This is a genomic window from Otoolea muris, assembly GCF_943193115.1.
Taxonomy (GTDB): Bacteria; Bacillota; Clostridia; order Lachnospirales; family Lachnospiraceae; genus Otoolea; species Otoolea muris.
In genome coordinates this window covers 43,583-64,853 of the sequence record NZ_CALPCY010000028.1, presented here as the reverse complement: position 1 = coordinate 64,853, position 21,271 = coordinate 43,583, and the positions used below count along the sequence as shown (strand labels likewise).

20 protein-coding genes, 2 pseudogenes and 1 riboswitch are annotated in these 21,271 nt (G+C 52.6%); of the genes and pseudogenes, 9 read left to right on the top strand and 13 right to left on the bottom strand.

Annotation, left to right across the window (positions count from 1 at the left end):
- Positions 1-35 precede the first annotated feature (35 nt).
- The 5 genes from NFS31_RS16405 to clpB all read right to left on the bottom strand — a co-directional run bounded on the left by NFS31_RS16405 (position 36) and on the right by clpB (position 6,080).
- Positions 36-236, bottom strand: a complete 201-nt coding sequence (locus NFS31_RS16405) for a hypothetical protein (RefSeq protein WP_251497300.1) — start codon at positions 234-236, stop codon at positions 36-38.
- Positions 237-266: 30 nt separating this feature from the next.
- Positions 267-1,514, bottom strand: a complete 1,248-nt coding sequence (gene glyA, locus NFS31_RS16400) for a serine hydroxymethyltransferase (protein WP_251497297.1) — start codon at positions 1,512-1,514, stop codon at positions 267-269.
- Positions 1,515-1,587: 73 nt separating this feature from the next.
- Positions 1,588-2,742 (bottom strand): FprA family A-type flavoprotein, encoded by a 1,155-nt coding sequence (locus NFS31_RS16395; protein WP_251497294.1) that lies wholly within the window; start codon positions 2,740-2,742, stop codon positions 1,588-1,590.
- Positions 2,743-2,861: 119 nt separating this feature from the next.
- The gene (gene rpiB / locus NFS31_RS16390; RefSeq protein ID WP_251497292.1) at positions 2,862-3,305 is read right to left on the bottom strand and encodes a ribose 5-phosphate isomerase B; all 444 of its coding nucleotides are present in this window, start codon (positions 3,303-3,305) and stop codon (positions 2,862-2,864) included.
- A 180-nt stretch (positions 3,306-3,485) separates the two neighbouring features.
- Positions 3,486-6,080: an ATP-dependent chaperone ClpB gene (gene clpB / locus NFS31_RS16385; protein WP_251497289.1), complete on the bottom strand. Its 2,595-nt coding sequence runs from the start codon at positions 6,078-6,080 to the stop codon at positions 3,486-3,488.
- Between the two features lie 315 nt (positions 6,081-6,395).
- Between clpB and NFS31_RS16380 the strand changes: the two genes are divergently transcribed.
- Entirely contained in the window at positions 6,396-6,650 is a 255-nt protein-coding gene (locus NFS31_RS16380; RefSeq protein ID WP_251497286.1) for a type II toxin-antitoxin system Phd/YefM family antitoxin, read from the top strand.
- Between the two features lie 13 nt (positions 6,651-6,663).
- Entirely contained in the window at positions 6,664-7,005 is a 342-nt protein-coding gene (locus NFS31_RS16375; protein WP_251497309.1) for a type II toxin-antitoxin system RelE/ParE family toxin, read from the top strand.
- 22 nt (positions 7,006-7,027) lie between these two features.
- Here the strand turns inward: NFS31_RS16375 and NFS31_RS16370 are convergent, their stop codons facing one another.
- The 5 genes and pseudogenes from NFS31_RS16370 to NFS31_RS27830 form a co-directional block, all read right to left on the bottom strand.
- On the bottom strand, positions 7,028-7,480 hold the full coding sequence (locus NFS31_RS16370; protein ID WP_251497283.1) for a hypothetical protein: 453 nt from the start codon (positions 7,478-7,480) through the stop codon (positions 7,028-7,030).
- An 18-nt stretch (positions 7,481-7,498) separates the two neighbouring features.
- Positions 7,499-8,188 (bottom strand): response regulator transcription factor, encoded by a 690-nt coding sequence (locus tag NFS31_RS16365; RefSeq protein ID WP_251497280.1) that lies wholly within the window; start codon positions 8,186-8,188, stop codon positions 7,499-7,501.
- Positions 8,185-9,672, bottom strand: coding sequence for a sensor histidine kinase (locus NFS31_RS16360; RefSeq protein ID WP_251497277.1), 1,488 nt, complete (start codon positions 9,670-9,672; stop codon positions 8,185-8,187). The genes NFS31_RS16365 and NFS31_RS16360 overlap by 4 nt, the downstream gene beginning before the upstream one ends.
- Positions 9,673-9,970: 298 nt before the next feature.
- On the bottom strand, positions 9,971-11,158 hold the full coding sequence (gene metK, locus NFS31_RS16355; RefSeq protein WP_251497273.1) for a methionine adenosyltransferase: 1,188 nt from the start codon (positions 11,156-11,158) through the stop codon (positions 9,971-9,973).
- A gap of 76 nt (positions 11,159-11,234) precedes the next feature.
- Positions 11,235-11,403: riboswitch (SAM riboswitch) on the bottom strand.
- Positions 11,404-11,739: 336 nt separating this feature from the next.
- A pseudogene (locus tag NFS31_RS27830) lies at positions 11,740-12,147 on the bottom strand (LysR family transcriptional regulator); the annotation flags it as partial.
- A 248-nt stretch (positions 12,148-12,395) separates the two neighbouring features.
- Between NFS31_RS27830 and NFS31_RS28495 the strand changes: the two are divergent.
- From NFS31_RS28495 to NFS31_RS16315, 7 genes and pseudogenes are all read left to right on the top strand, one after another.
- Positions 12,396-13,784 (top strand): RraA family protein, encoded by a 1,389-nt coding sequence (locus tag NFS31_RS28495; protein ID WP_331482710.1) that lies wholly within the window; start codon positions 12,396-12,398, stop codon positions 13,782-13,784.
- A gap of 102 nt (positions 13,785-13,886) precedes the next feature.
- Positions 13,887-14,294: a Rossmann-fold NAD(P)-binding domain-containing protein gene (locus NFS31_RS16340; protein ID WP_251497270.1), complete on the top strand. Its 408-nt coding sequence runs from the start codon at positions 13,887-13,889 to the stop codon at positions 14,292-14,294.
- Positions 14,295-14,372: 78 nt separating this feature from the next.
- Positions 14,373-14,717 (top strand): helix-turn-helix domain-containing protein, encoded by a 345-nt coding sequence (locus NFS31_RS16335; protein WP_251497267.1) that lies wholly within the window; start codon positions 14,373-14,375, stop codon positions 14,715-14,717.
- A gap of 121 nt (positions 14,718-14,838) precedes the next feature.
- A pseudogene (locus NFS31_RS27820) lies at positions 14,839-15,738 on the top strand (DUF2156 domain-containing protein); the annotation flags it as partial.
- A gap of 3 nt (positions 15,739-15,741) precedes the next feature.
- Positions 15,742-16,863 (top strand): GNAT family N-acetyltransferase, encoded by a 1,122-nt coding sequence (locus NFS31_RS27815; protein ID WP_251497306.1) that lies wholly within the window; start codon positions 15,742-15,744, stop codon positions 16,861-16,863.
- Between the two features lie 36 nt (positions 16,864-16,899).
- Positions 16,900-17,622 carry an NAD-dependent protein deacylase gene (locus tag NFS31_RS16320; RefSeq protein ID WP_251497264.1) on the top strand — a complete coding sequence of 241 codons (723 nt, stop codon included), beginning with the start codon at positions 16,900-16,902 and terminating at the stop codon, positions 17,620-17,622.
- 55 nt (positions 17,623-17,677) lie between these two features.
- Positions 17,678-17,875, top strand: coding sequence for a DUF951 domain-containing protein (locus tag NFS31_RS16315; RefSeq protein ID WP_160225974.1), 198 nt, complete (start codon positions 17,678-17,680; stop codon positions 17,873-17,875).
- A 77-nt stretch (positions 17,876-17,952) separates the two neighbouring features.
- Here NFS31_RS16315 and NFS31_RS16310 read toward each other — a convergent pair whose 3' ends face one another.
- From NFS31_RS16310 to NFS31_RS16300, 3 genes are all read right to left on the bottom strand, one after another.
- Entirely contained in the window at positions 17,953-18,609 is a 657-nt protein-coding gene (locus NFS31_RS16310; RefSeq protein WP_251497262.1) for a hypothetical protein, read from the bottom strand.
- 243 nt (positions 18,610-18,852) lie between these two features.
- Positions 18,853-19,677, bottom strand: a complete 825-nt coding sequence (rhaD, locus tag NFS31_RS16305) for a rhamnulose-1-phosphate aldolase (protein WP_251497259.1) — start codon at positions 19,675-19,677, stop codon at positions 18,853-18,855.
- 125 nt (positions 19,678-19,802) lie between these two features.
- Positions 19,803-21,221, bottom strand: coding sequence for a rhamnulokinase (locus tag NFS31_RS16300; RefSeq protein ID WP_251497256.1), 1,419 nt, complete (start codon positions 21,219-21,221; stop codon positions 19,803-19,805).
- Between the last annotated feature and the right edge of the window lie 50 nt (positions 21,222-21,271).

Below are 21,271 nucleotides of genomic sequence, written 5' to 3'. Positions count from 1 at the left end.
CTGAGCGCTATTTTGTGAGCTAAAGTATTGATTTTTCAAGGAGCAAATCCCATTTTTAATGTGGGAAGTTTGAGTAAATAACTATATAAAGTAAAATTATTTTTAGTTTTTACGAGCGAAATTACAGTTGTTATAATCACAGCTATAATAGCTATAAATAATCCTAATTTATATGGGGTTGTTCTTAAAATGGAAAAAACAAAAAAAGTTAATCCTGGAATTATTTCATAAATCATCCATTAAACTCCCGTTTCAAGATCCCAACATTACTGATAGATCGGATACTGATCGCACAGCTTCGTCACCTCTGCGCGTATATAATCCGCCTTCTCCTCAAACTCCGTAGCCGCCAGCCAGATACACTCCGCAATCTTCGGCATATCCTTTTCCGTCAGCCCCCTTGATGTAACAGCCGGCGTTCCAATTCGCACACCGGAAGTCACAAACGGGCTTCTCGGATCATTGGGAACCGTATTCTTATTCAGTGTAATATACACCTCGTCGCAGCGGTTCTGCAGCTCTTTCCCGGAAATATCCATGCCCCTTAAATCCACAAGCATCAAATGGTTGTCCGTGCCGCCTGTCAGGATCGTAAAGCCCTGCGCCTTCAGCGCTTCGGCCAGCGCCGCCGCGTTTTTCTTTACCTGCGCCTGATATTCTTTAAACGCAGGCTTTAACGCCTCCCCAAAGCAGACCGCCTTGGCGGCGATGATGTGCTCTAACGGCCCGCCCTGGGTTCCGGGGAAGATGGCCTTGTTAAAGTTAAATTTATCCGCCGCTTCTTTATTGGCCAGAATCAGGCCGCCTCTGGGGCCGCGCAGCGTTTTGTGCGTGGTGGTGGTGACGACGTCCGCATACGGGATGGGGCTGGGATGAAGCCCGGCCGCCACCAGCCCGGCGATATGGGCCATGTCAACCATCAGATACGCGCCCGCCTTGTCGGCAACCTCTCGGAACCGTTTAAAGTCAATCTCGCGGGCATAGGCGCTCGCGCCCGCCACAATCAGCTTCGGCTTTGACTTAAGGGCGATGCGCTCCAGCTCGTCATAATCAATATATCCCTCGTCGTTCACGCCGTAGGGGACGATATGGAAATACAGCCCTGAAAAATTGACCGGGCTCCCGTGTGTTAAGTGCCCCCCGTGATCCAGATTCATACCCATCACCGTATCGCCCGGCTTCAGCATGGCCACAAAGACAGCCATATTCGCCTGCGCGCCGGAATGGGGCTGCACATTGGCGTAATCACAGCCAAACAGCTTTTTCGCGCGCTCAATGGCCAGCGTCTCCACCACATCCACGCACTCGCAGCCGCCGTAATACCGCTTTCCGGAATAGCCTTCTGCGTATTTATTTGTCAAAACCGTACCCATTGCCATCATCACCGGCTCGGAAACGATATTTTCTGACGCGATCAGCTCCAGATTCCGTCTCTGGCGCGCCGCCTCCGCCTCAATCGCCTTTCCCACCTCGGGGTCGCTCTCTGTGATAAAGCGCATTACTTCATTTACCATGTCCGTATTCTCCCTTTTCTGCCGCATTCACCCGGCCAGAGCCTGTTTGAAAATTGCTTTCTGACATCGCGCTCTACGCCAGCAGCGCGTCCGCCGCCGCCTCGAGCGCCGCAATATCGCTTTCTTTAAACGCGCCGCGGATCGTTACCGCCGGCTCAATTACCGTAATTTCCTTCATCTGTTCCAGCATCGCCCTCATGGACTTCGCCGCGGACGGCGCCCAGGATCCGTTTTCCACCAGCGCAACTGTGCGCTTCTGATAATTCTTTCCCTGTAAATGATGCAGGAAATCCTCCATAAACGGCATCACCGACGCATTGTAGGACGGGGCTGCGAGAACGATTTTTCCATAGCGGAACGCATCCTCCAGCGCCTCTGCCATGTCTTCCCTTGCCAGATCCGAGATCGCCACCTTCGGGCAGCCCTTTTTCTCCAGAATCTCTGCCATCTTCTTCGCCGCGTCCTCTGTATTGCCGTGGAAGGACGTATAGGCAATAAACACACCCTCTGACTCTACGCCGTAGCTGCTCCAAATCTGGTATTTCTCCACCACATGGGCGATGCTCTCCTTTAAGATCGGGCCGTGAAGCGGGCAGATCACCTGAATATCCAGCCCGGCCGCCTTTTTCATAAGCGCCTGCACCTGCGGGCCGTATTTGCCCACGATATTAAAGTAATATCTCCTGGCCTCGCAGTCCCAGTCCTCATCCGCGTCGAGAGCGCCGAACTTGCCGAAACCGTCCGCGCTGAACAGAACCTTGTCGCAGCTATCGTAGCTTACCATCACCTCCGGCCAGTGCACCATCGGAGCTGTCACAAACGTCAGCTCATGGCGGCCCAGCTTTAAGGTATCTCCATCCTTCACGGTCACCGCGCCGCTCAGATCAAGGTCAAAATACAGGGAAAGCATCTGGAAGGTCTTCGTATTTCCCACCAGCTTCATCTCCGGATAACGCTCCGTAAGCGCCTTTACGCTGGAAGCGTGATCCGGCTCCACATGGCTGACCACCAGATAATCCGGCGTCCTGTCCCCCAGCTCCCGCTCCAGGTTCTCAAGGAATTCCGCCGTCTTTCTCTTGTCCACTGTATCCATCACAGCAATCTTCTCATCCATAATGACATAAGAATTATAAGCAATTCCGTTTGGAATTATGTACTGTCCCTCAAAAAGATCCAGATCCCTGTCATTTACGCCAATATAACGAATGTCTTCCGTAACCGTAACCATGTAGGCACCTCCAAAAATAGATTATTCAGGCTCTTAAGCCCGTCTGAACATACTGTATACAGCCTTCGGGCTGCACACAGTAACAGCATTAATATAACCGCCCGCAAAACCCGGAACGGTTATGATTTACCCTCGATTTCCATGATCTGATCCACACGCCTCTGGTGGCGGCCGCCCTCAAATTCGGTTTCCAGCCACACCTGCGTGATCATCTTTGCCAGCTCGCTTCCGACCACACGCGCGCCGAAGCAGAGCACATTCGCGTTATTGTGGAGTCTCGACATCCTCGCCGTGTACGGCTCGCTGCACACACAGGCCCTGACGCCCTTTACTTTGTTGGCTGCCAGAGAAATCCCCAATCCTGTCCCGCAGATGGCAATCCCCAAGTCCGCCTCGCCTGATACCACGGCGCGCCCCACCTTTTCCCCGTAAAGCGGGTAGTCGCAGCTCTGCGTGGTATCGGTTCCCAGATTTATTGCCTCATGCCCCAGCTCCCGCACATAATCCGCAATGATCTCTTTGAGCTCTACTGCGGAATGATCATTTCCGATTGCAACTCTCATGGTAATCTCCTCTTTTCCTGCTCCGGGAAAACGGCGTCCTCCCGGCCATATTCATGTACTCCCGGAATCAGGCGCAGCGAGATTCCGAGAGTACATATTTGTCCAGAGTCCATTGTAGTGGAGATGTGTTTTTCTGTCAAGCTGTTGTGGGATTTTTTGGCGTTCCTCAGTTACTATTAGTTACTGTTCACGCGATACCGCCCTGGCCTTAAGCTCCCCGGCCTCAAGCCCAATCTCGATCGTATCCCCTGCCCGGACCCCGTCCGCCAGGATCAGCCTCGCCGCCAGCGTCTCCACATGTTTCTGGAGATACCGCTTTAAGGGCCTCGCGCCATACACCGGGTCATAACCGTTTTCCACAATAAAGCCCTTCGCCTCCCCGGTCAGCTCAATCGACAATTCCCGGTCTGCCAGACGCCGGTTGACATCCGCTGTCAAAAGCTCAATAATGCCGCCGATATTCTCCTTTGTCAGAGGCTTAAACAGGATCGTCTCATCCAGGCGGTTTAAAAATTCCGGACGGAAATGAGCCCTTAAGTCCTGCATCACAGCCGCCTCGGCCTCCTCCTTAATCCTGCCCTGCTCGTCAATCCCCTCTAACAGATACTGCGAGCCGATATTGGAGGTCATGATCAGGATCGTATTTTTAAAATCCACGGTTTTTCCTGTGGAATCCGTGATCCGGCCGTCGTCCAGCACCTGCAGGAGCACGTTAAATACATCCGGATGCGCTTTTTCCACCTCGTCGAACAGAACCACAGAATACGGTTTTCTGCGCACCGCCTCCGTGAGCTGTCCGCCCTCGTCATAGCCCACATATCCCGGAGGCGCTCCGATCAGGCGGGATACGGAGTGTTTCTCCATATATTCGCTCATATCGATACGCACGATATTGTTCTCATCATCAAACAGGCTTTCCGCCAGCGCCTTGGCCAGCTCCGTCTTGCCCACGCCCGTAGGCCCTAAGAACAGGAACGAACCGATCGGCTTCGTCGGATCCTTGATCCCCGCTTTAGAACGGATGATCGCCTCGGTCACCTTCTCCACGCCCTCGTCCTGTCCGATCACGCGCCTGTGAAGCAGATCATCCATGTGAAGCGTCTTGCTCCGCTCGCTCTCGGTGAGCTTCGCCACCGGGATCCCGGTCCATTTGGAGATAATGCGCGCGATCTCGTCCTCGGTCACACTCTCGTGAACCAGGCTCAGATCCTGGCTCTTGATCTTTTCCTCCTCCTCTGCAAGCTGGCGTCTCAGCTCCGGAAGCCGGCCGTACTGCAGTTCCGCCGCCTTGTTCAAATCATACGCCTGCTGCGCCGCCTGGATCTCGCCGCCCACATGCTCGATCTCCTCACGCAGCTTTGACAGATGTTCCACGGACGTTTTTTCATTCTCCCACTGCGCCTTCTGCGAGGCAAACTGATCCTTCAGCTCCGCCAGCTCCTTCTGCAGATCCGCCAGACGATCCTGGCTTAACCGATCCGTCTCCTTTTTGAGAGCCGCCTCCTCGATCTCAAGCTGCATAATCCGCCTCGAGAGCTCATCCAGCTCCGCCGGCATGGAATCCATCTCTGTCTTAATCATGGCGCACGCCTCATCCACCAGATCAATCGCCTTATCCGGCAGGAAGCGGTCCGAGATATAGCGATCCGACAGAACCGCTGCCGAAACCAGCGCGGAGTCCGTGATCTTCACGCTGTGGTACACCTCATACCGGTCCTTTAAGCCCCGGAGAATGGAAACCGTATCCTCGACCGTCGGCTCATCCACGCGCACCGGCTGGAACCGCCGCTCCAGGGCCGCGTCCTTTTCAATATACTTCCGGTACTCATCCAGAGTCGTTGCGCCGATACAGTGAAGCTCGCCCCTGGCCAGCATGGGCTTTAACATATTTCCGGCGTCCATCGAGCCTTCCGTCTTTCCCGCCCCGACAATGGTGTGAAGCTCGTCAATGAACAGGATAATCTGCCCGTCGCTCTTTTTCACCTCATCCAGGACTGCCTTTAAGCGCTCCTCAAACTCGCCCCGGTACTTGGCCCCCGCCATCAGGGCCCCCATATCCAGGGCAAAGAGCCTCTTATCCTTGAGCCCCTCCGGCACGTCGCCGCGGACGATACGCTGGGCCAGCCCCTCGACCACCGCCGTCTTGCCCACGCCCGGCTCGCCGATCAGAACCGGGTTATTCTTCGTCTTTCGCGAGAGGATCATGACCACATTGCGGATCTCGCTGTCGCGGCCGATCACCGGATCCAGCTTCTGATCCCTGGCCCTCTCTACCAGGTCATAGCCATACTTATTCAGCGTATCATACGTGGCCTCCGGATTGTCGCTCACCACCCTCTGATTTCCCCGGACCGTGGAGAGGGCCTGCAAAAAGCGATCCCGCGTAATCCCATACAGGCGCAGCAGCTCCTTCACCGCCCGGTTCGGCTGCTTTATCATGGCCAGGAATAAGTGCTCCACTGAGACATACTCATCCCCCATGGCCTTCGCCTCATCCTCCGCGTTCACCAGCACCTTATTCGCGTCATTGGAAAAATAAAGCTGCCCGCCGGAAACCTTCGGCAGCTTTTCAACCGCCTGCCGCGCTTCTTCCGAGAACTGCTCGCCGGATATCCCCATCTTCGTGACGAGCTTCAAAATCAGGCTGTCCTCCACGCCCAAAAGGCTTAAAAGAAGATGCTCCTGATCAATCTGCTGGTTCCCGTATTCGTAAGCCAGCTTCTCCGTGTTCTGGACAGCTTCGATCGATTTCTGGGTAAATTTATTGATATTCATAAATCACTGCCTCCTTTACAGGCTGACTGTAAACGTAAAACTATACGGTTACAAGTAATTTCTTTTCTTTGTTCTATTGGTAATATAACACTTATTATTAGCCACGTCAAGGATTGAGTGCTAATTAAATTATAAAATATTTATAAAGATATCCGCTTATGAGCGCGAAAAAAATAACTTTACCGTTTTCTCTGTTTCTTTCTTCAAGCGTGAATCTAACAAAACAACGCGTTCGCTGTAAATTTACATGCAAATTTTGTTGCAAACTGTATACGATAACTGGTATAATAAAAGAAAACGATTGGAGAATGTGAAATGCCAAATATAAAACCAATATCCGATTTGAGAAATTATACAGCAGTTATAAATGAAGTATCTTATGGCAATAGAGTTTATCTTACCCGCAACGGACATGGCGCATGCGCTATTATTGATATGTATGAATTGGACGAATTAGATAAACAGAAAGCATTAAATCAATTACTCCTAAAATTACAGGAGGCTGAAAATTCCGCCCTTACCGAAGGAACGATATCTGCAGATGAATTGGAAAAAGAACTGGAGGTATAATGCTTTGGTTAAAGTGGAATATTCACAGATTGTCAGAAAAAAGCTGAAAAGATTACGCAATGACTTAACACAAAACTATGGTGAACATACTTCAAAAAAGGTTATGGGCAAAATGATGAAGGAAGTCAGGCTGCTTGAAACATTCCCTCAATCAGGCGTAAAAATTTCATCACAATATGATATAGATTGTGATTACATGTATATTTTTATAGAACATAATTATTTTTTTTACCGTATAAAGGATAGCGATACCATAATTATTTTGGAAATGTTTCATGAAAACGAAGACTTTATGCGCAAACTTTTTGGAATCGTTACAACTTCCCAGGATACTATAGATTATTGGGGCGAATAAGGAACTGTTAAAAAGTTCTTTCTTAACAGTTATTTACTGCCGCCTTCCTGAAAAACAACCCCTCCGAAGCCGTAATCCCTCTCAGCCTCCTCTGCATCGTATCATCCGGATTATACACAGACAGATATAAGTCCCCGCCCTCCAAAACAATCAGCGCGTCCTCCTCCGGAAACAGCACATGGAACGTCCCTCTCCCGCTGCCCATAATCCCCTTCACCCTGTCGCAAACAGCGCCTGGCGAGGGCTTTTCCATCCACTCCTCACCCAGCGCTGCAATACGGTAATAACACATCAGCTTCAAAATAACCCCTGCAAACCGATCCGCAAACCCACATCTTTCGCCATCCCCCAGCCAAAATTGCTCCACCTCAAAAAAGCATCCCCCGGCATCTGCCGGAACCTGCTCCGGCAGAACATCAATCAGCCAGCACTGCTTTTTCAGAAGCCTGTCTATCTCTTTAAGCCTATCGTCCATTCCATGCTCATCCTCACCTTACACTTTAAACCGATACCCCACTCCCCATATCGTCTCAATATACTGCGGCTTCGCCGTATTAAACTCAATCTTCTCCCGAATCTTCTTGATATGCACGGTCACGGTCGCGATATCCCCCAGGGACTCCATGTCCCAGATCTTGCTGAACAGCTCCTCTTTTGTAAACACATGGTTCGGATTCTGGGCCAGAAAGGTGAGCAGATCAAATTCCTTGGTCGTAAAATTCTTCTCCTCGCCGTTGATATACACGCGCCTGGCCGTCTTATCGATCTTCAGCCCCCGGATCTCGATGATCTCATTCTCCGGCATACCGCTGCCGATCAGGCGTTCATAGCGGGCCATATGGGCCTTCACCCTCGCCACCATCTCGCTGGGGCTGAAGGGCTTGGTCATATAATCATCCGCGCCCAGCCCCAGGCCCCGGATCTTGTCAATATCGTCCTTTTTGGCAGAAACCATGATAATCGGCGTATTTTTCACCTCGCGGACCTTCCTGCAAATCTCAAAGCCGTCCACACCCGGAAGCATCAGATCCAGGATCAGCAGGTCAAAATCCTCCTCCAGGCCCCTCTTAAGGCCCGTATCTCCCTGATTCTCAATCTCCACCTCAAAACCGGAAAGCTCCAGATAATCCTTCTCCAGCTCTGCGATGCTCTCTTCATCTTCAATAATCAGTATTCTGCTCATTCCTGAATAACCTCCTGGTGTTTTCTAAGCACGAAATGAATCTCCGTGCCGATCCCTTCCTTGCTGGTAGCCCAGATCCTTCCGCCGTGATCCTCAATAATCTTCTTCACAATCGACAGTCCGATCCCGCTGCCCCCCTTGGAAGAATTCCTGGACGAATCCGTGCGGTAAAACCGGTCAAAAATGTAGGGAAGATCCTTTGCCGCGATTCCTTTTCCGTTGTCCTCTATCACAATCTGGATGAAATCGCCGTCATCCTTGATCCTGATATTTAATATGCCCTTCTTCTTGTCAAGATATTTCAGCGAATTCCCGATAATATTGTTGATCACGCGCTTCATCTGCTCTGCGTCGGCGATCACCACCACATCCTCGTCCACATAGTTGAAATACCCCAGCTCCACGCCCCTGGTTTCCATGTCAAGCCCGACTTCCTCCACACAGTCCCCAAAATACTCCGATACATTGATTCTGGAAAAATTGTACGGAATCTTATTGGTGTCTATCTTGGAATAAAAGGTGAGCTCGTCTATCAGCCGATCCATATCATTGGCCTTATTATAAATCGTTTTGATATACTTTTCCAGCTTCTCCGGGGACGAGGCCACGCCGTCCTGGATGCCCTCCACATAGCCCTTGATCGCAGTGATCGGCGTCTTCAGATCATGAGAAATGTTGCTTAAGAGCTCCTTGCTCTCCTTATCATACTGCATCTTCTCTTCCTGGGATTCCTTCAGGCGCAGGCGCATCTCCTCAAAATCCTGGCACAGCATGCCGATCTCATCGTCGCTGTCCACCTCAAGCGTAAAATCCAGATCGCCGTCGCGCACCTTCTTCGTGGCCTCCTGCAGCCGTCCCAGCGGGGAAAGCATGGCCCGGTACACCCACATAATCAGGATACCGGCCGTAAAGCAGATGATCATAATCCCCACAAACATCATCTCGCCCATCATCGCCCGGATCTCCGGCACATAATTCCCCACATTCGCCACAATGAACAGGCTTCCCTGCGCTCCGTCCGGAAATGAAAAATCCATCTGCTTTAACAGGTGCTGCTGTTCTCCGTCCATATAAACCCCGCCGTACGAACTCCCCTGATAGTCGCCAAAGGGCGGCAGGCGGTCGCAGACCTCCTTCCCGTCTTCTGAGCCTGAAAAAATAATCTCCCCGCCCTTGCGGACGATCAGATAGGAATATTTCTTCAAAAGCTCCGCATTCAGCGAATCCAGATACACCGAATCTTCAAACAGCTCCGGGCTGTCGTCCAGCGCCTTCTGGATCGTCTTCTGCACCCCCTGTGTCAGGCGGTTAAATACCTGCGTGGAATTTCCCGACAGCAGATCAATCTGCTCGCTGAGGCCGTAATTCTTCTGAAACGAACGCCCCTGATAATTCACGAGGCCAATCGCCGTGATATATATGAGGGCAATCGGAACCACTGTAATCGTAACAAACGCAATCGCCAGACGTGTCCTTATCTTCATATCCCACTCCCAATACAACAGAGCTGACAGCCCGCCTGCTCTATAAAAATAAGAGAAAACCCGCCCGGAAACCGGATCCTCTGGCTTTCTCACTGTTTTTATATATTGTGTTAAGTATATCATATTTTAAAGCCCGCGTCTCTAAAAGTATTATAAACTTTGTCCGCGAAAAAAGCCTGAAAGACCATTTTTACGGCCTTTCAGGCTTTTTTTGCGCAGGACCCGCGCAGATGAAACATGCCGCTAAGACGGCGCCCGGCCATCAGGCATATAGCGGACCGTCAGGCAGCGCCCTATTCTACAGATATGCCTTCAAAGCCTCCGCCTTATCCATCTTCTCCCACGGAAGATCCAGATCATTCCTTCCAAAATGCCCGTAAGACGCGGTCTGCTTATAAAGCGGACGGCGCAGATCCAGCATCTTGATAATTCCGGCCGGCCGGAGATCGAAGTTTTCACGGATAATCTCCACCAGCTTTGTCTCGCTTACCTTACCGGTTCCGAAGGTGTCCACCATCACGGACGTCGGCTGCGCCACGCCAATCGCATAGGAGAGCTGAATCTCGCACTTGTCTGCCAGCCCCGCCGCCACGATATTCTTTGCCACATATCTCGCCGCATACGCCGCCGAGCGATCCACCTTCGTGCAGTCTTTTCCGGAAAACGCGCCGCCGCCGTGACGCGCGTATCCGCCGTACGTATCCACAATAATCTTGCGGCCCGTCAGACCGCTGTCCCCGTGCGGGCCTCCGATCACAAAGCGCCCTGTGGGGTTGATGAAAAACTTTGTGTTGCCGTCAACCATATCCGCGGGCAGAACCGGATCAAACACATAGCGCTTAATATCCTTATGTATCTGCTCCTGACTCACATCCTCGTCGTGCTGAGTGGATAAAACCACCGCATCCAGGCGGATCGGACGGCCGTTCTCGTCATACTCCACCGTTACCTGCGTCTTTCCGTCCGGACGAAGGTACGGGAGCGTGCCGTCCTTGCGGACCTCGGTCAAACGCAGCGCCAGCTTGTGGGCCATGGAAATCGGATACGGCATATATTCCTCTGTCTCATTTGTCGCATAGCCGAACATCATACCCTGATCGCCGGCTCCGATTGCAGCCAGCTCCGCGTCAGACATCCGGTTCTCCTTTGCCTCCAGCGCTTTATCGACACCCATAGCAATATCCGTTGACTGCTCATCCAGAGCCACGATCACGCCGCAGGTATCGCAGTTAAAGCCATACTCGCCCTTGTCATATCCAATCTCGCGTATTGTCTCACGCACCAGCTTCTGGATATCCACATTCGCCTTGCTTGTGATTTCGCCCATCACCAGCACCAGACCTGTCGTCGTCGCCGTCTCACAGGCCACGCGGCTCATCGGATCCTGGGCCACCATAGCGTCCAGAATCGCGTCCGAAATCTGATCGCACATCTTATCCGGATGTCCCTCTGTCACTGACTCTGAAGTAAAAAGTAATTTCTCCATCTCTTCCTCCTTGTTAAGTATAAAGACAAAAAGAAAAGTCCGTAGCAATACGGACTTGATGATTCGCTATCAAATCCTCTTATTGCTCGATTTACTGTCAGGGCGGCTCTCCTGCCGTACTGACTGCTCCTCGCTCAGGCTGGCACCTTCCGCTCCTCACCGCCGGGACATCTCCTGTCCCCCGGCTTAAACGGGGTTGCCGTGACTTCACAGATCCTTTGCATCTCCATCACTCTGAATAAGGGATAATACGCACTTTTCAATTTTAAAATATGTTGCTCTTTTAAGATAGCATATTGCGGTTTAGATGTCAAGAAGGGGAGGAATTCTTTGGCTGAAAATTTTTTGAGGGGCGTCCGCCGGCAAGCCGCGATCCACAAAGCCGCGTCGAAGCACTGGCCGATCTGGCGGCCCATGTGATTGTCAAAGATGCAAAAGGGCAATGCGGAAAAATCCTCGACATATGCGCCATGCACCGCCTTTTCCTTCAGTTCCCCCGCGCGCTCTCCATAGCAGGCCCGCAGCAACGAATCGGCGACGCAAAGGTAAACCTGATCGTCCATGAGCTGCTGCGTGATCAGCCGGGGCTGCTCTGTGCCGTTCAGTATAATGGCAAAATCTATGGAGCGGTTCAGCACCAGAGGCTCCAGCCTGGAGGTAACGGTGTCTGTGATGCGGATATCGACGTTCGGATAGCGGGCCGAAAACGGCGGCAAAACGGCTGGCAGGCAGATATTCAGCCGAATGGCGCTGGCCCCGAAGCGCAGCACTCCGCGTTCCTGCTGCGCAACATCTGACAAAATATCCTTCAGATTTATATGCTCATGATTGATCCGGTCCGCAAAGGCCAGCACAAGCTCGCCTGCCGTGGTCAGGGAAAGAGCGGGTTTCCGATGCAGGAGCGGCGTCCCGTAATACTCCTCCAGCCGCTGTATATGGTTGCTCAGCGTCTGCTGGGAGATAAAGAGGCGGCTGGCGGTGCGGGTCATATGAAGCTCCCTGGCCAGCTCGGAAAAATAGTACAGGCTGATCATATCCATGGCAATTCTCCACAATTTTTTTTTGTTAAAAACCAAAATTTTCTCTGTTTTACTTTGTATTGATTTTATATTACTATGGAATCACAAGAGATGCAAGCTTTTCCGGAGAAGCAGATTAAAAAAACATAACCGCAAGCCGGTCAGGGTTCAGGATGTCTGAACCGCCGCCGGAACAGAGAAAGAGGAGGAAATCAAACATGTCAGTAGGAAAGAGAATTTATTTAAAACGCGAGCTGCCGGATCCGGAAATTGTGAATCAGTTTAAGGCCATACCCGCCTCCAACACCGCAGATGTCATGGGGCGCAGCTGCGCCATGAATCCCCGCATCAGGCTGGTCAGTAAGCCAAAAGCCCAGATGATGGCAGGGCCGGCCTATACGGTTAAGGGGCGCGCCGGCGACAACTTAGCCCTTCATGCGGCTCTCAACCTGTGCGGCGAGGGAGACGTGCTGGTAGTGTCGAATGAGGAGGACAACACCCGCGCCCTTATGGGAGAGGTGATGATGGCCTATTTAAAATATACGAAAAAAATCGTCGGCTTTCTTGACTATATCTGCGTTGAGCAGGCCATTTACGGAATGCAGATGTGCCTGGGCGCCGGCCTGGGCGCGGCGCTCGCCCTCTTGTGGCCCGGCCTCCCCCTTGGCTGGGGCAGCATGGGCGTATTCGCCTTCCAGGGAGGCCACGGGAACGCGGGAGCGGCAGGGCAGACCTATACAGAACTTGGCATCCCCGAAAACCTTTCCATTGGTATGGTCCTGGCCACATTCGGCCTGATCGTCGCAATGCTCGCAGGCATGATCATGGTCAATGTCGGCGTGCGCCGGGGCTGGTCCAAATTTGTCAGGGACCCGCAAAAACAGCCCTCGTGGTACTATGGCGGCGCTCTGCCGGAGGATAAACGCAGCCCGATCGGACAGACCGTTACCAGCTCGATCAGCATCAATCATCTGGCGCTTCAGGCAGGATGGCTGCTGGCCGCTGTCTTTGCCGGACGGATGCTGATCCAGCTTGTGGGCCTCGTCTGGGATGGCGTCAGCGTCCTTCCCACAGTTATCCAAGGCATACTGGGCGGCGCGATCGTCTGGAATGCGGCGCGCCTGGTTAAGCTGGAGCATTTCATTGATGTGAAATTCATTCACCAGATGAGCGGTTTTCTGCTCGAAGTCGTTGTACTGACCGCCATGGCTACGCTGGATCTGGAGCTGATCAGCACCTTCATCATCCCGATTGTTGTCTACACACTCATCTGCAGCTCCGTAACACTGATGATTGCATTTGGCGGCTGCAAACTGTTCTGCCGTGAAGAATGGTTTGAAAAGGCCCTGATGGCCTATGGCGTCGGCACAGGTAATACCGCTACGGGCCTGGCCCTGGTACGCGCCGTGGATCCGGATTCCCAGTCCTCCGCCCCGGACAATCATGGCGTGTACAGCGCAGTTATGTGCTGGAAGGAAGCCTTTGCAGGTCTGGTTCCTGTGTGGATGATGACCGGCCTGGGTATGACCATGGGCGTGGGCGCCATCATGTGCGCCGTCTGCCTCGGCGTCGGATTCGTGCTCTTTGCACGTCCCAAAAAAGCGTGACGCCCCATTCCGGCCGCGTATTCGCCGGTATTTGCAAACTATGCAGCGCTGTGAAATGACTGCGCTCAACCATAAAACGAAAACACTGAAAGGAGCTTATGAATGATGAGCTATAAAGTATTATTGCCCCAGCCGATCCTGCCGGACGGAGACGACTTTCTCCTGAAACACGGCTTTGAAATTGTCCGCGGCCGCGGATTTACGGAAGAAGATATCATTGCCGATATCGCAGACTGCGACGCAATGATTGTCCGCACAGCAAAAATTACCTCCCGTATCCTGGACGCCGCGAAAAAGCTCAGGATCATAGCCCGCCACGGGGCCGGCTATGACGGAGTGGACCTTGAGGCCGCGAAAAAGCACAAAGTCCTTGTCACAACGGCCGGAGGGGCCAACGCTATATCCGTAGCGGAGCTGGCTGTATTTTACATGCTGCACTGCTCCCGCCGCTTTAAAGCGGATTTCGGCATTATTCCATGGAATTTCCAAAAGCAGAAAGTCTACCCATAAAATGGATATTGATATACCCAAAATTTGAGTGCACATCAAACGTATACCTGTTATAATGAAGCAGAGGTGTACAAATTGATGGAAAGTAATATTCGATTACTCCGTACTGAACGAAAGTTAAAACAGAGCCAGTTAGGCGATCAGATTGGGATATCCCAGCAGGCGGTCAGCCGTCTGGAGAAGGACAGCACAGCCATGACAGCCGATACCCTGGTTCGTCTTGCCGCTTATTTCGGAGTCACCTGTGATTATCTCCTGGGCGTATCCGAAAAACGCAGAGGCGATGGCAATCCCTTACAGCACATGAAAGATCCGGACAAATTTTATGAGCTTTATCACGTCTACAGCAGGCTTAGTGAGCGTGATCAGAAGCTCTTGTTTCATATGGGAAAAATAATGGAACACACAACAGAGGCACAGTAAAAAAGCGCATTATTTCCGCTAAAGGAGATAATGTGCTTTTCTTTTTCCTCCTGTTAAATATTTGTAAACTGTGGTATACTATGAAAACAAATTGATTGTCTATACCAACCAAGGAGGAACCATGGAGTTACAGTTTAAAAGGATAGAGATTGGCAACATCAGCGAGCTTATGCCGTTTTATGCGCTCCGCCATAACAATACGTGCGACAGCGTATTCCTGGAAAGCTTTATTTGGAAGGAATACTATCACGTCCGCTACGCCGTCTGGGAAAACCGGGCGCTTTTGTGGCTGATGGAAAATAACGGCAAGTGCTTTTCTGCGATGCCGCTCTGCCGCGAAGAGGATCTGCCGGACGCGTTTCACGCCATTGAACGGTATTTTAACGAGGAATTAGGCTTTCCTCTGGTAATTAACCTGGCGGATGAGTATGCGGTAAAATACTTGAATCTGCCAAAGGACAAGTATCTGGTAGAGGAGCAGGTGGATTCCAAGGATTATCTTTACACCGGCGAGGCGATGCGCACACTGGCCGGGAAGAAGCTGCACAAAAAGAAAAACCGGGTGAATGCATTCAAACGGGAGTACGAAGGGCGTTATGAGTACCGCCGCCTGTGCTGCTCGGACAGCCAGGATGTATGGGAATTCCTTGATAAATGGCGGGAGCAGAAGGGCGAGGATGTGGAAGAGCACTTAGACTATGAGGTGCGGGGCATTCACGATATTCTGAAAAACTGCTCAGATCTGTACATCCGCATGGGCGGAGTCTATATTGACGGGAAAATGGAAGCATTTTCGATCGGAAGCTTTAATCCCATTGAAAATATGGCTGTGATTCATATTGAAAAGGCCAACCCGGAGATCAACGGCCTGTATCAGTTTATTAACCAGACCTTCCTGCTTGAGGAGTTTCCGGATGTAGACTGGGTCAACCGTGAGGACGATATGGGTATTGAGGGCCTGCGCCAGGCAAAGATGTCCTATATGCCCGCTGATTATGCGAGGAAATATCTTGTCGAGCAGCTTTTGGACGGCAGTAAGGGCTATCACTGGGCGCAGCAGATCGGCAATACGCAGTCCGGAAGTTATACAGGCTATCTCGCAGACGATGAAAAAAACGAGACCATCCCGCTGTGGCGGGGCTGCTTTGAGGAAGACTCGGAGCGCTTTATTGCGTATTATTATAAGGAAAAGACAAAGGACAACCGGATTCTGGCAAAAAAAGACAATGGCTTTATCCTGTCCATGGTTCACTATAATCCATACCGGATCCGAATGAAGGACAGACAGTGGGAGCTTGACTATCTGGCCGGCGTGGCGACGGATGAGGCCCACCGCAGGGAAGGCCATTTCCGCGATCTGTTTGTGAGGATGCTCACGGATCAGCAAAAGGCCGGAAAGCCCCTCGCGTACCTGGTCCCGGTGAATCCCGCGGTATATGAGCCCTTTGGTTTTGTCTTCATCGGAAACGTGCCTGAATTTCATTTAAATGAAGAGGCGCAGCGCCACATTACGCGCTCAGCCTGCCGGGATACATCAGAGGACTGCGGGCGGGCGGCCGCCTATATGGAGAAATGGCTGTCGGCGCGCTACGAAATGTATACACAGCGCGACTGCGCCTATGTCAGCCGTCTGATAAAGGAACTGGAATCCGAGGGCGGGACGCTGTCCTTTTTAGAGGATAAAAACGGGCTGGCCGGCCTTGAGGCCGTGTGGGGACTTGAGAAACAGGAACAACGCTTTCTTTACGCAGAAGATCCGTATACGGTCAAAACCGGGGAAAAAGCATGGAATATGGGACGGCTGACGAATATAGAGGCATTCCTGGGTTCCTTTCACTTAAAGGAGGCAGAACGCATTTCCTTTATAGTGGATGCCGTGGATCCGCTTCTGGAGGAAAATAACGGGACGTTTTTATGGACGCTCGACGAAACAGGAGCAGACGTGAAAAAATTAACGAGTACAGAGGAGCTGCCAGATGCGGCGCTGCACGCACAGCGTTTTTCAGCCCGGGCAGGCGAGCTGGTAAACTGGCTCACCGGATACAGGGATGCGGCGCAGATCTGGCCGGAGCGCTCTCAGGAGCTTACAGAAGCCATGGCAGCCGTGGATGTCGTAAACGGCGTATTTCTGGACGAAATCGTATAGCCATTGTAAAACACAAACGGGAAGGAGTGTATTCAAATGGATGAGATTGCTAAATTAAAGGCATGGGTGGAGGAGAGCAGCTATATCGTGTTTTTTGGCGGGGCAGGCGTATCGACAGAAAGCAGCATCCCGGATTTCAGAAGTACGGACGGACTGTATAACCAGAAGTATGATTACCCGCCGGAAACGATTTTAAGCCACAGCTTTTACTTAAGCCGGACAGAGGAATTTTACCGCTTTTACCGGGACAAGATGCTGTTCCCGGATGCAAAGCCGAACCGAGCCCATCTCGCGCTTGCAAAGCTTGAGCAGGAGGGGAAACTAAAGGCTGTGATCACCCAGAACATAGACGGGCTTCATCAGGCGGCGGGAAGCAGGGAAGTCCTGGAGCTGCACGGCTCTGTGCTGCGCAATTATTGCATGAACTGTGGGAAGTCCTTTGATCTGGATGACATCATCCATTCCCAAGGAATCCCGAAATGCGGCTGCGGCGGCATCATCAAGCCGGATGTCGTCTTATATGAAGAGGGCCTGGACGACAGCGTGATCCGGCGCTCTGTTGAACATATCAGAAAGGCCGATATGCTGATCATCGGAGGAACCTCGCTGACCGTTTACCCGGCGGCCGGTCTTATTGATTATTACCGGGGACATAAGCTGGTCCTGATCAACCGTTCCGTCACGCCAAGGGATTCCGACGCGGATCTGGTAATCTGCGACAGCGTCGGCAAGGCGCTGGGCGAGGCGGCAAACCTGTGACAGAACCTGCAAACAGAGGGATACAGGGATTCTTCCAAAAAACAGGGGGTAACGGATGAACGGAGTGATATTCGAAGTTGGAGATATTGTCAGGCTTAAAAAGCCCCATCCGTGCGGGAGCCATGAGTGGGAGCTTTTGCGGGTCGGGGCCGATTTCCGCCTGAAATGCGTCGGGTGCGGCCATCAGGTCATGATGGCCAGGCCCATTGTGGAAAAGAATACAAGAGGGATCAGAAAAGCGGCCGCCAAGTGACGGCCGCCTTTTCTGCCCGCAGCGGCGGCAAAACTTCCTTATCCGGGCCTGTACACAAAAAGACATGCGCTGCTGCTTTATCTTCCTGCGCCGTCATCCAGCACAATCGTAAATGTGCTATAATTATCTCCCATATTCCAATAGGAATATCCGCTCCAGTCATAGTCCGTATTCGTTGGCGATTTGTAATCCGCGCATACAATAATAGCATCCTTTACAACATCAAACGCAGGGTTGCCCTCGCTGTCCTTGGGAAAGAGCTCGGTTGAGCAGGTATAAGTTGTCAGAGAATTGGAACGGCAGCCATTATAAATCAGATCCATATCAATTCCCCATGAGCGGCAAAAATTTTCCTTCTGTTCTATATCATAATATGACAGAGTCTCATGCCATCGCCCTTCCCCGTCCACATATCCGATTCCAAAGTCGCGGTTTGTCTCCAAAGCTCCCGAAAACATCATATAATGCCGGTCGCCCACATTGCTGTCATTGATAGAAGGCAAAAAGAACAGCCCGCCCGCATCAATATAGCCCTCCGAATCAAAATGATACCATTTTCCGTCGATTTCCTTCCACTCATTGACTTTGCAGCTTCCGTCCTGCTCCACATACTTCCACTGCCAGTATTCTCCGCCCTCCTGAAACTGCCACTCCCCGGCAAACGCGCCGACTGTCATGGATAAAGATAATGCGGCCGCAGCGCAGATACCTGCAAATCCTTTTCGCATTTTCATAGCTCAGATCCTCCTTTTGATTTTATTTATCTGCATTATACCCCCCCCCGGACAAAATTTGTCAACCCTTTGGAGCGTTCCTTTTCCCTAATCATTATTATTGTAGTAACAGGTAGCCAGTGTCCTAGAGCGTGTTTGAAAATTCATTCCCGCCAACTAACAGCATACCCATTTTGCCCGGAATCCGGGAAAAACAGGGGAACGCGCCTTTCATGCGCCCTCCCCTGCAAAATTTAACCTTTCTCATTTCTCATAAAGAAACCGCTCCGGCAAATCCAGCCCAAACACCTCTGCCATATCCCTGAAATCCTGCGCCGACGGCACATTCCGCTTTCCGCCCGCTGAAATCACCTTCATCAGCATTTCCGCCGCCTTCTCCACCGTATGCGTAAGCCCAAACGCGCTGTCAAAAGTTTCCCCGGCCGTAAAAATCCCATGCTGCGCCCAGAGCACCACATCGTACTCCTCCATCATGCGGCAGGTGAGCTCCCCGATCTCACTTGTCCCCGGAACCATCCACGGGATCACCCCCATTCCGGCCGGAAAGGTCATCGCGCACTCGGGTTCCATTTCCCAGAGTTCTCTGGTAAAAATTTCATCCTTCATAGGAAGAACAAACGACAGCGCGATGATATTCCCCGGATGGGCGTGGTAAATCACACGGCAGGCCCCGCCTGACTTCCTCTTCTTAACCGCCTGGTTCATCAGATGCGCCGCCAGCTCGCTCGTCGGCAGGCCGCCGCCTGTCAGCCCCCACACAATACGGTAAGCGTCTCCCGCGTCACTGATCTCAATCATCCCAAAAGAATCGCTTGGATAAAGCGTCATATTCCGCATAAATTTCCCGCTGCCCGTGACCAGAAAGTGATCCCCGGCCAGCTCCCCGGCCTGTACCGAAAGAGGCGTCCATCCCCTCTCCCGCCTCAAATCATCCTCAACTGCCTTTACCTCCTCCTTTGCCAGCCGGTACGACAGATTTCCCCCATGGCACTCATGCCACCCCTGCCGCCATCCGTCATCCGCCATGCGGATAAAGCCCCTGGCAAATGTTGTATCCAGCACACGCATCCCGTCATCTCTCCTCTCCCGCCGCCCATAATCCGGGTTCCCCCTGTGGGCTGCCTACCTGTGAGCCGCCTCCCCATAGACTCTCCCTATGGACTGCCGCTCCCCCATGGACTGCCTCCCGCTCATCACACGCCTCTTCCATCCGGCTCAAACACCCGTGCCCCATTCGACCCTGCCGCGCATCTCCTCCCCTCATCCAGCGAAGAAAACACGCCCATTGCCGTCATCTGCACAACCGCATTTCCCAAAGCCGCAGCCTCCGCCGGGCCGGCGAAAACAGGAATCCCGGCCGCCTCTGCCGTCAGCCGGTTCAGATAATCCGCCTTCGAGCCCCCGCCGATAATCTGAAGCCTTCTGAACTCCCGCCCCGTCAGCTCCTGCATCTGCCTGAATATCGCCCCGTAGGACGCCGCCAAACTCCTGTATACCACTCGGGCCAGCTCCCCGGCCGTCTCCGGAACCTGCTCCCCGGCTTTCCTGCAGTAATCCCTCACCGCCCCGCTCATAGAGGATGGGGCAAGAAATACCTGGCTCTGGCAGTCCACCATCGAATCGATCCGGGCATCTTCCGCCTTCCTGCACAGCGCCCCAAAGCTGTCCCCGGGCGCGGCCTCCTTCCGGATATTCTGTATCATCCACAGCCCCAGGCTGTTCTTTAACAGCAGCGGCTTCTCCCCGCCGCCCGCTTCGTTTGTAAATCCTGAAACCCGGGCCTGCTCCGTAAGAACCGGCGCCTCTGTCTCCATGCCCATCAGCGACCAGGTCCCTGAGCTGATGGCCGGAAGCTTCCCCGCCCCCTCAGGCGGCAGGCTCAAAAAAGCTGAGGCCGTATCATGGCCGGGAACAAGCGCTACCTCGCAGGAAAACCCGATCCGCTCCGCAATCTCCTCTTTCAGCCTTCCAAGCACTCCGCCCGCCCGGCGTATCGGAAGGAAGATCCGCTCCGGATACCCCAGCCTTTTTATCAGCCCCGTATCCCACCGGGCTTCGCCCGCCTTTGTAAGCTGGGTCACAGAGGCATTGCTGTATTCCTGGCACAGCTTTCCGGTCAGCAGGTAATTAAAATAGTCCGGAAGCATCACCATCGCATCCGCCCGGCAAAGCTGCTCCGGGCAGCTCTGGCTGAGCGCCTCAAGCTGGCACAGCGTATTAAACTCCGCCATCTGGATTCCGGTGCGGGCATACAGCTCCGCCTCCGGCACGCGCTCAAAAATCCCCTGGTATATGCCAGCCGTGCGCGGATCCCGGTGGCTTACAGCCGGCGAAATCCGCGCGCCGGACTCATCCAAAAGCACAAAATCCAGCCCCCAGGCATCTATACCCACAGAAACCGGAAACAGGCCGAGCTCCGAACAGCGTCTCATACCAATGATAAGCTGCTCAGTGAGATAATCGAGATCCCAGCACAGAAATCCGCCGCGTCGTACCGGGCCGTTCTCAAAACGGTATATCTCCTGCAGAACTATGCGCCCGTCCCTGTGCTCTGCAATGATATGCCGCCCGCCCGAAGCGCCGAAATCTACTGCCAGAAAATATGGTTCCATAAAATCCCCCCTTTGTCCAATTCGCCGAATCCGTGCAGGCCGTGGCTGAC

What these genes read in the sequence shown, in the direction of transcription:
- metK (WP_251497273.1), bottom strand. Translation starts at nt 11,158, where the DNA reads ATGGAGAAATTACTTTTTACTTCAGAGTCAGTGACAGAGGGACATCCG.
- NFS31_RS16315 (WP_160225974.1), top strand. Translation starts at nt 17,678, where the DNA reads ATGAACGGAGTGATATTCGAAGTTGGAGATATTGTCAGGCTTAAAAAG.
- NFS31_RS16340 (WP_251497270.1), top strand. Translation starts at nt 13,887, where the DNA reads ATGATGAGCTATAAAGTATTATTGCCCCAGCCGATCCTGCCGGACGGA.
- NFS31_RS16360 (WP_251497277.1), bottom strand. Translation starts at nt 9,672, where the DNA reads ATGAAGATAAGGACACGTCTGGCGATTGCGTTTGTTACGATTACAGTG.
- NFS31_RS16365 (WP_251497280.1), bottom strand. Translation starts at nt 8,188, where the DNA reads ATGAGCAGAATACTGATTATTGAAGATGAAGAGAGCATCGCAGAGCTG.
- NFS31_RS16335 (WP_251497267.1), top strand. Translation starts at nt 14,373, where the DNA reads ATGGAAAGTAATATTCGATTACTCCGTACTGAACGAAAGTTAAAACAG.
- NFS31_RS16395 (WP_251497294.1), bottom strand. Translation starts at nt 2,742, where the DNA reads ATGGTTACGGTTACGGAAGACATTCGTTATATTGGCGTAAATGACAGG.
- rhaD (WP_251497259.1), bottom strand. Translation starts at nt 19,677, where the DNA reads ATGCGTGTGCTGGATACAACATTTGCCAGGGGCTTTATCCGCATGGCG.
- NFS31_RS16310 (WP_251497262.1), bottom strand. Translation starts at nt 18,609, where the DNA reads ATGAAAATGCGAAAAGGATTTGCAGGTATCTGCGCTGCGGCCGCATTA.
- NFS31_RS28495 (WP_331482710.1), top strand. Translation starts at nt 12,396, where the DNA reads ATGTCAGTAGGAAAGAGAATTTATTTAAAACGCGAGCTGCCGGATCCG.
- NFS31_RS16300 (WP_251497256.1), bottom strand. Translation starts at nt 21,221, where the DNA reads ATGGAACCATATTTTCTGGCAGTAGATTTCGGCGCTTCGGGCGGGCGG.
- NFS31_RS16320 (WP_251497264.1), top strand. Translation starts at nt 16,900, where the DNA reads ATGGATGAGATTGCTAAATTAAAGGCATGGGTGGAGGAGAGCAGCTAT.
- NFS31_RS16370 (WP_251497283.1), bottom strand. Translation starts at nt 7,480, where the DNA reads ATGGACGATAGGCTTAAAGAGATAGACAGGCTTCTGAAAAAGCAGTGC.
- clpB (WP_251497289.1), bottom strand. Translation starts at nt 6,080, where the DNA reads ATGAATATCAATAAATTTACCCAGAAATCGATCGAAGCTGTCCAGAAC.
- NFS31_RS16380 (WP_251497286.1), top strand. Translation starts at nt 6,396, where the DNA reads ATGCCAAATATAAAACCAATATCCGATTTGAGAAATTATACAGCAGTT.
- NFS31_RS16405 (WP_251497300.1), bottom strand. Translation starts at nt 236, where the DNA reads ATGATTTATGAAATAATTCCAGGATTAACTTTTTTTGTTTTTTCCATT.
- glyA (WP_251497297.1), bottom strand. Translation starts at nt 1,514, where the DNA reads ATGGTAAATGAAGTAATGCGCTTTATCACAGAGAGCGACCCCGAGGTG.
- rpiB (WP_251497292.1), bottom strand. Translation starts at nt 3,305, where the DNA reads ATGAGAGTTGCAATCGGAAATGATCATTCCGCAGTAGAGCTCAAAGAG.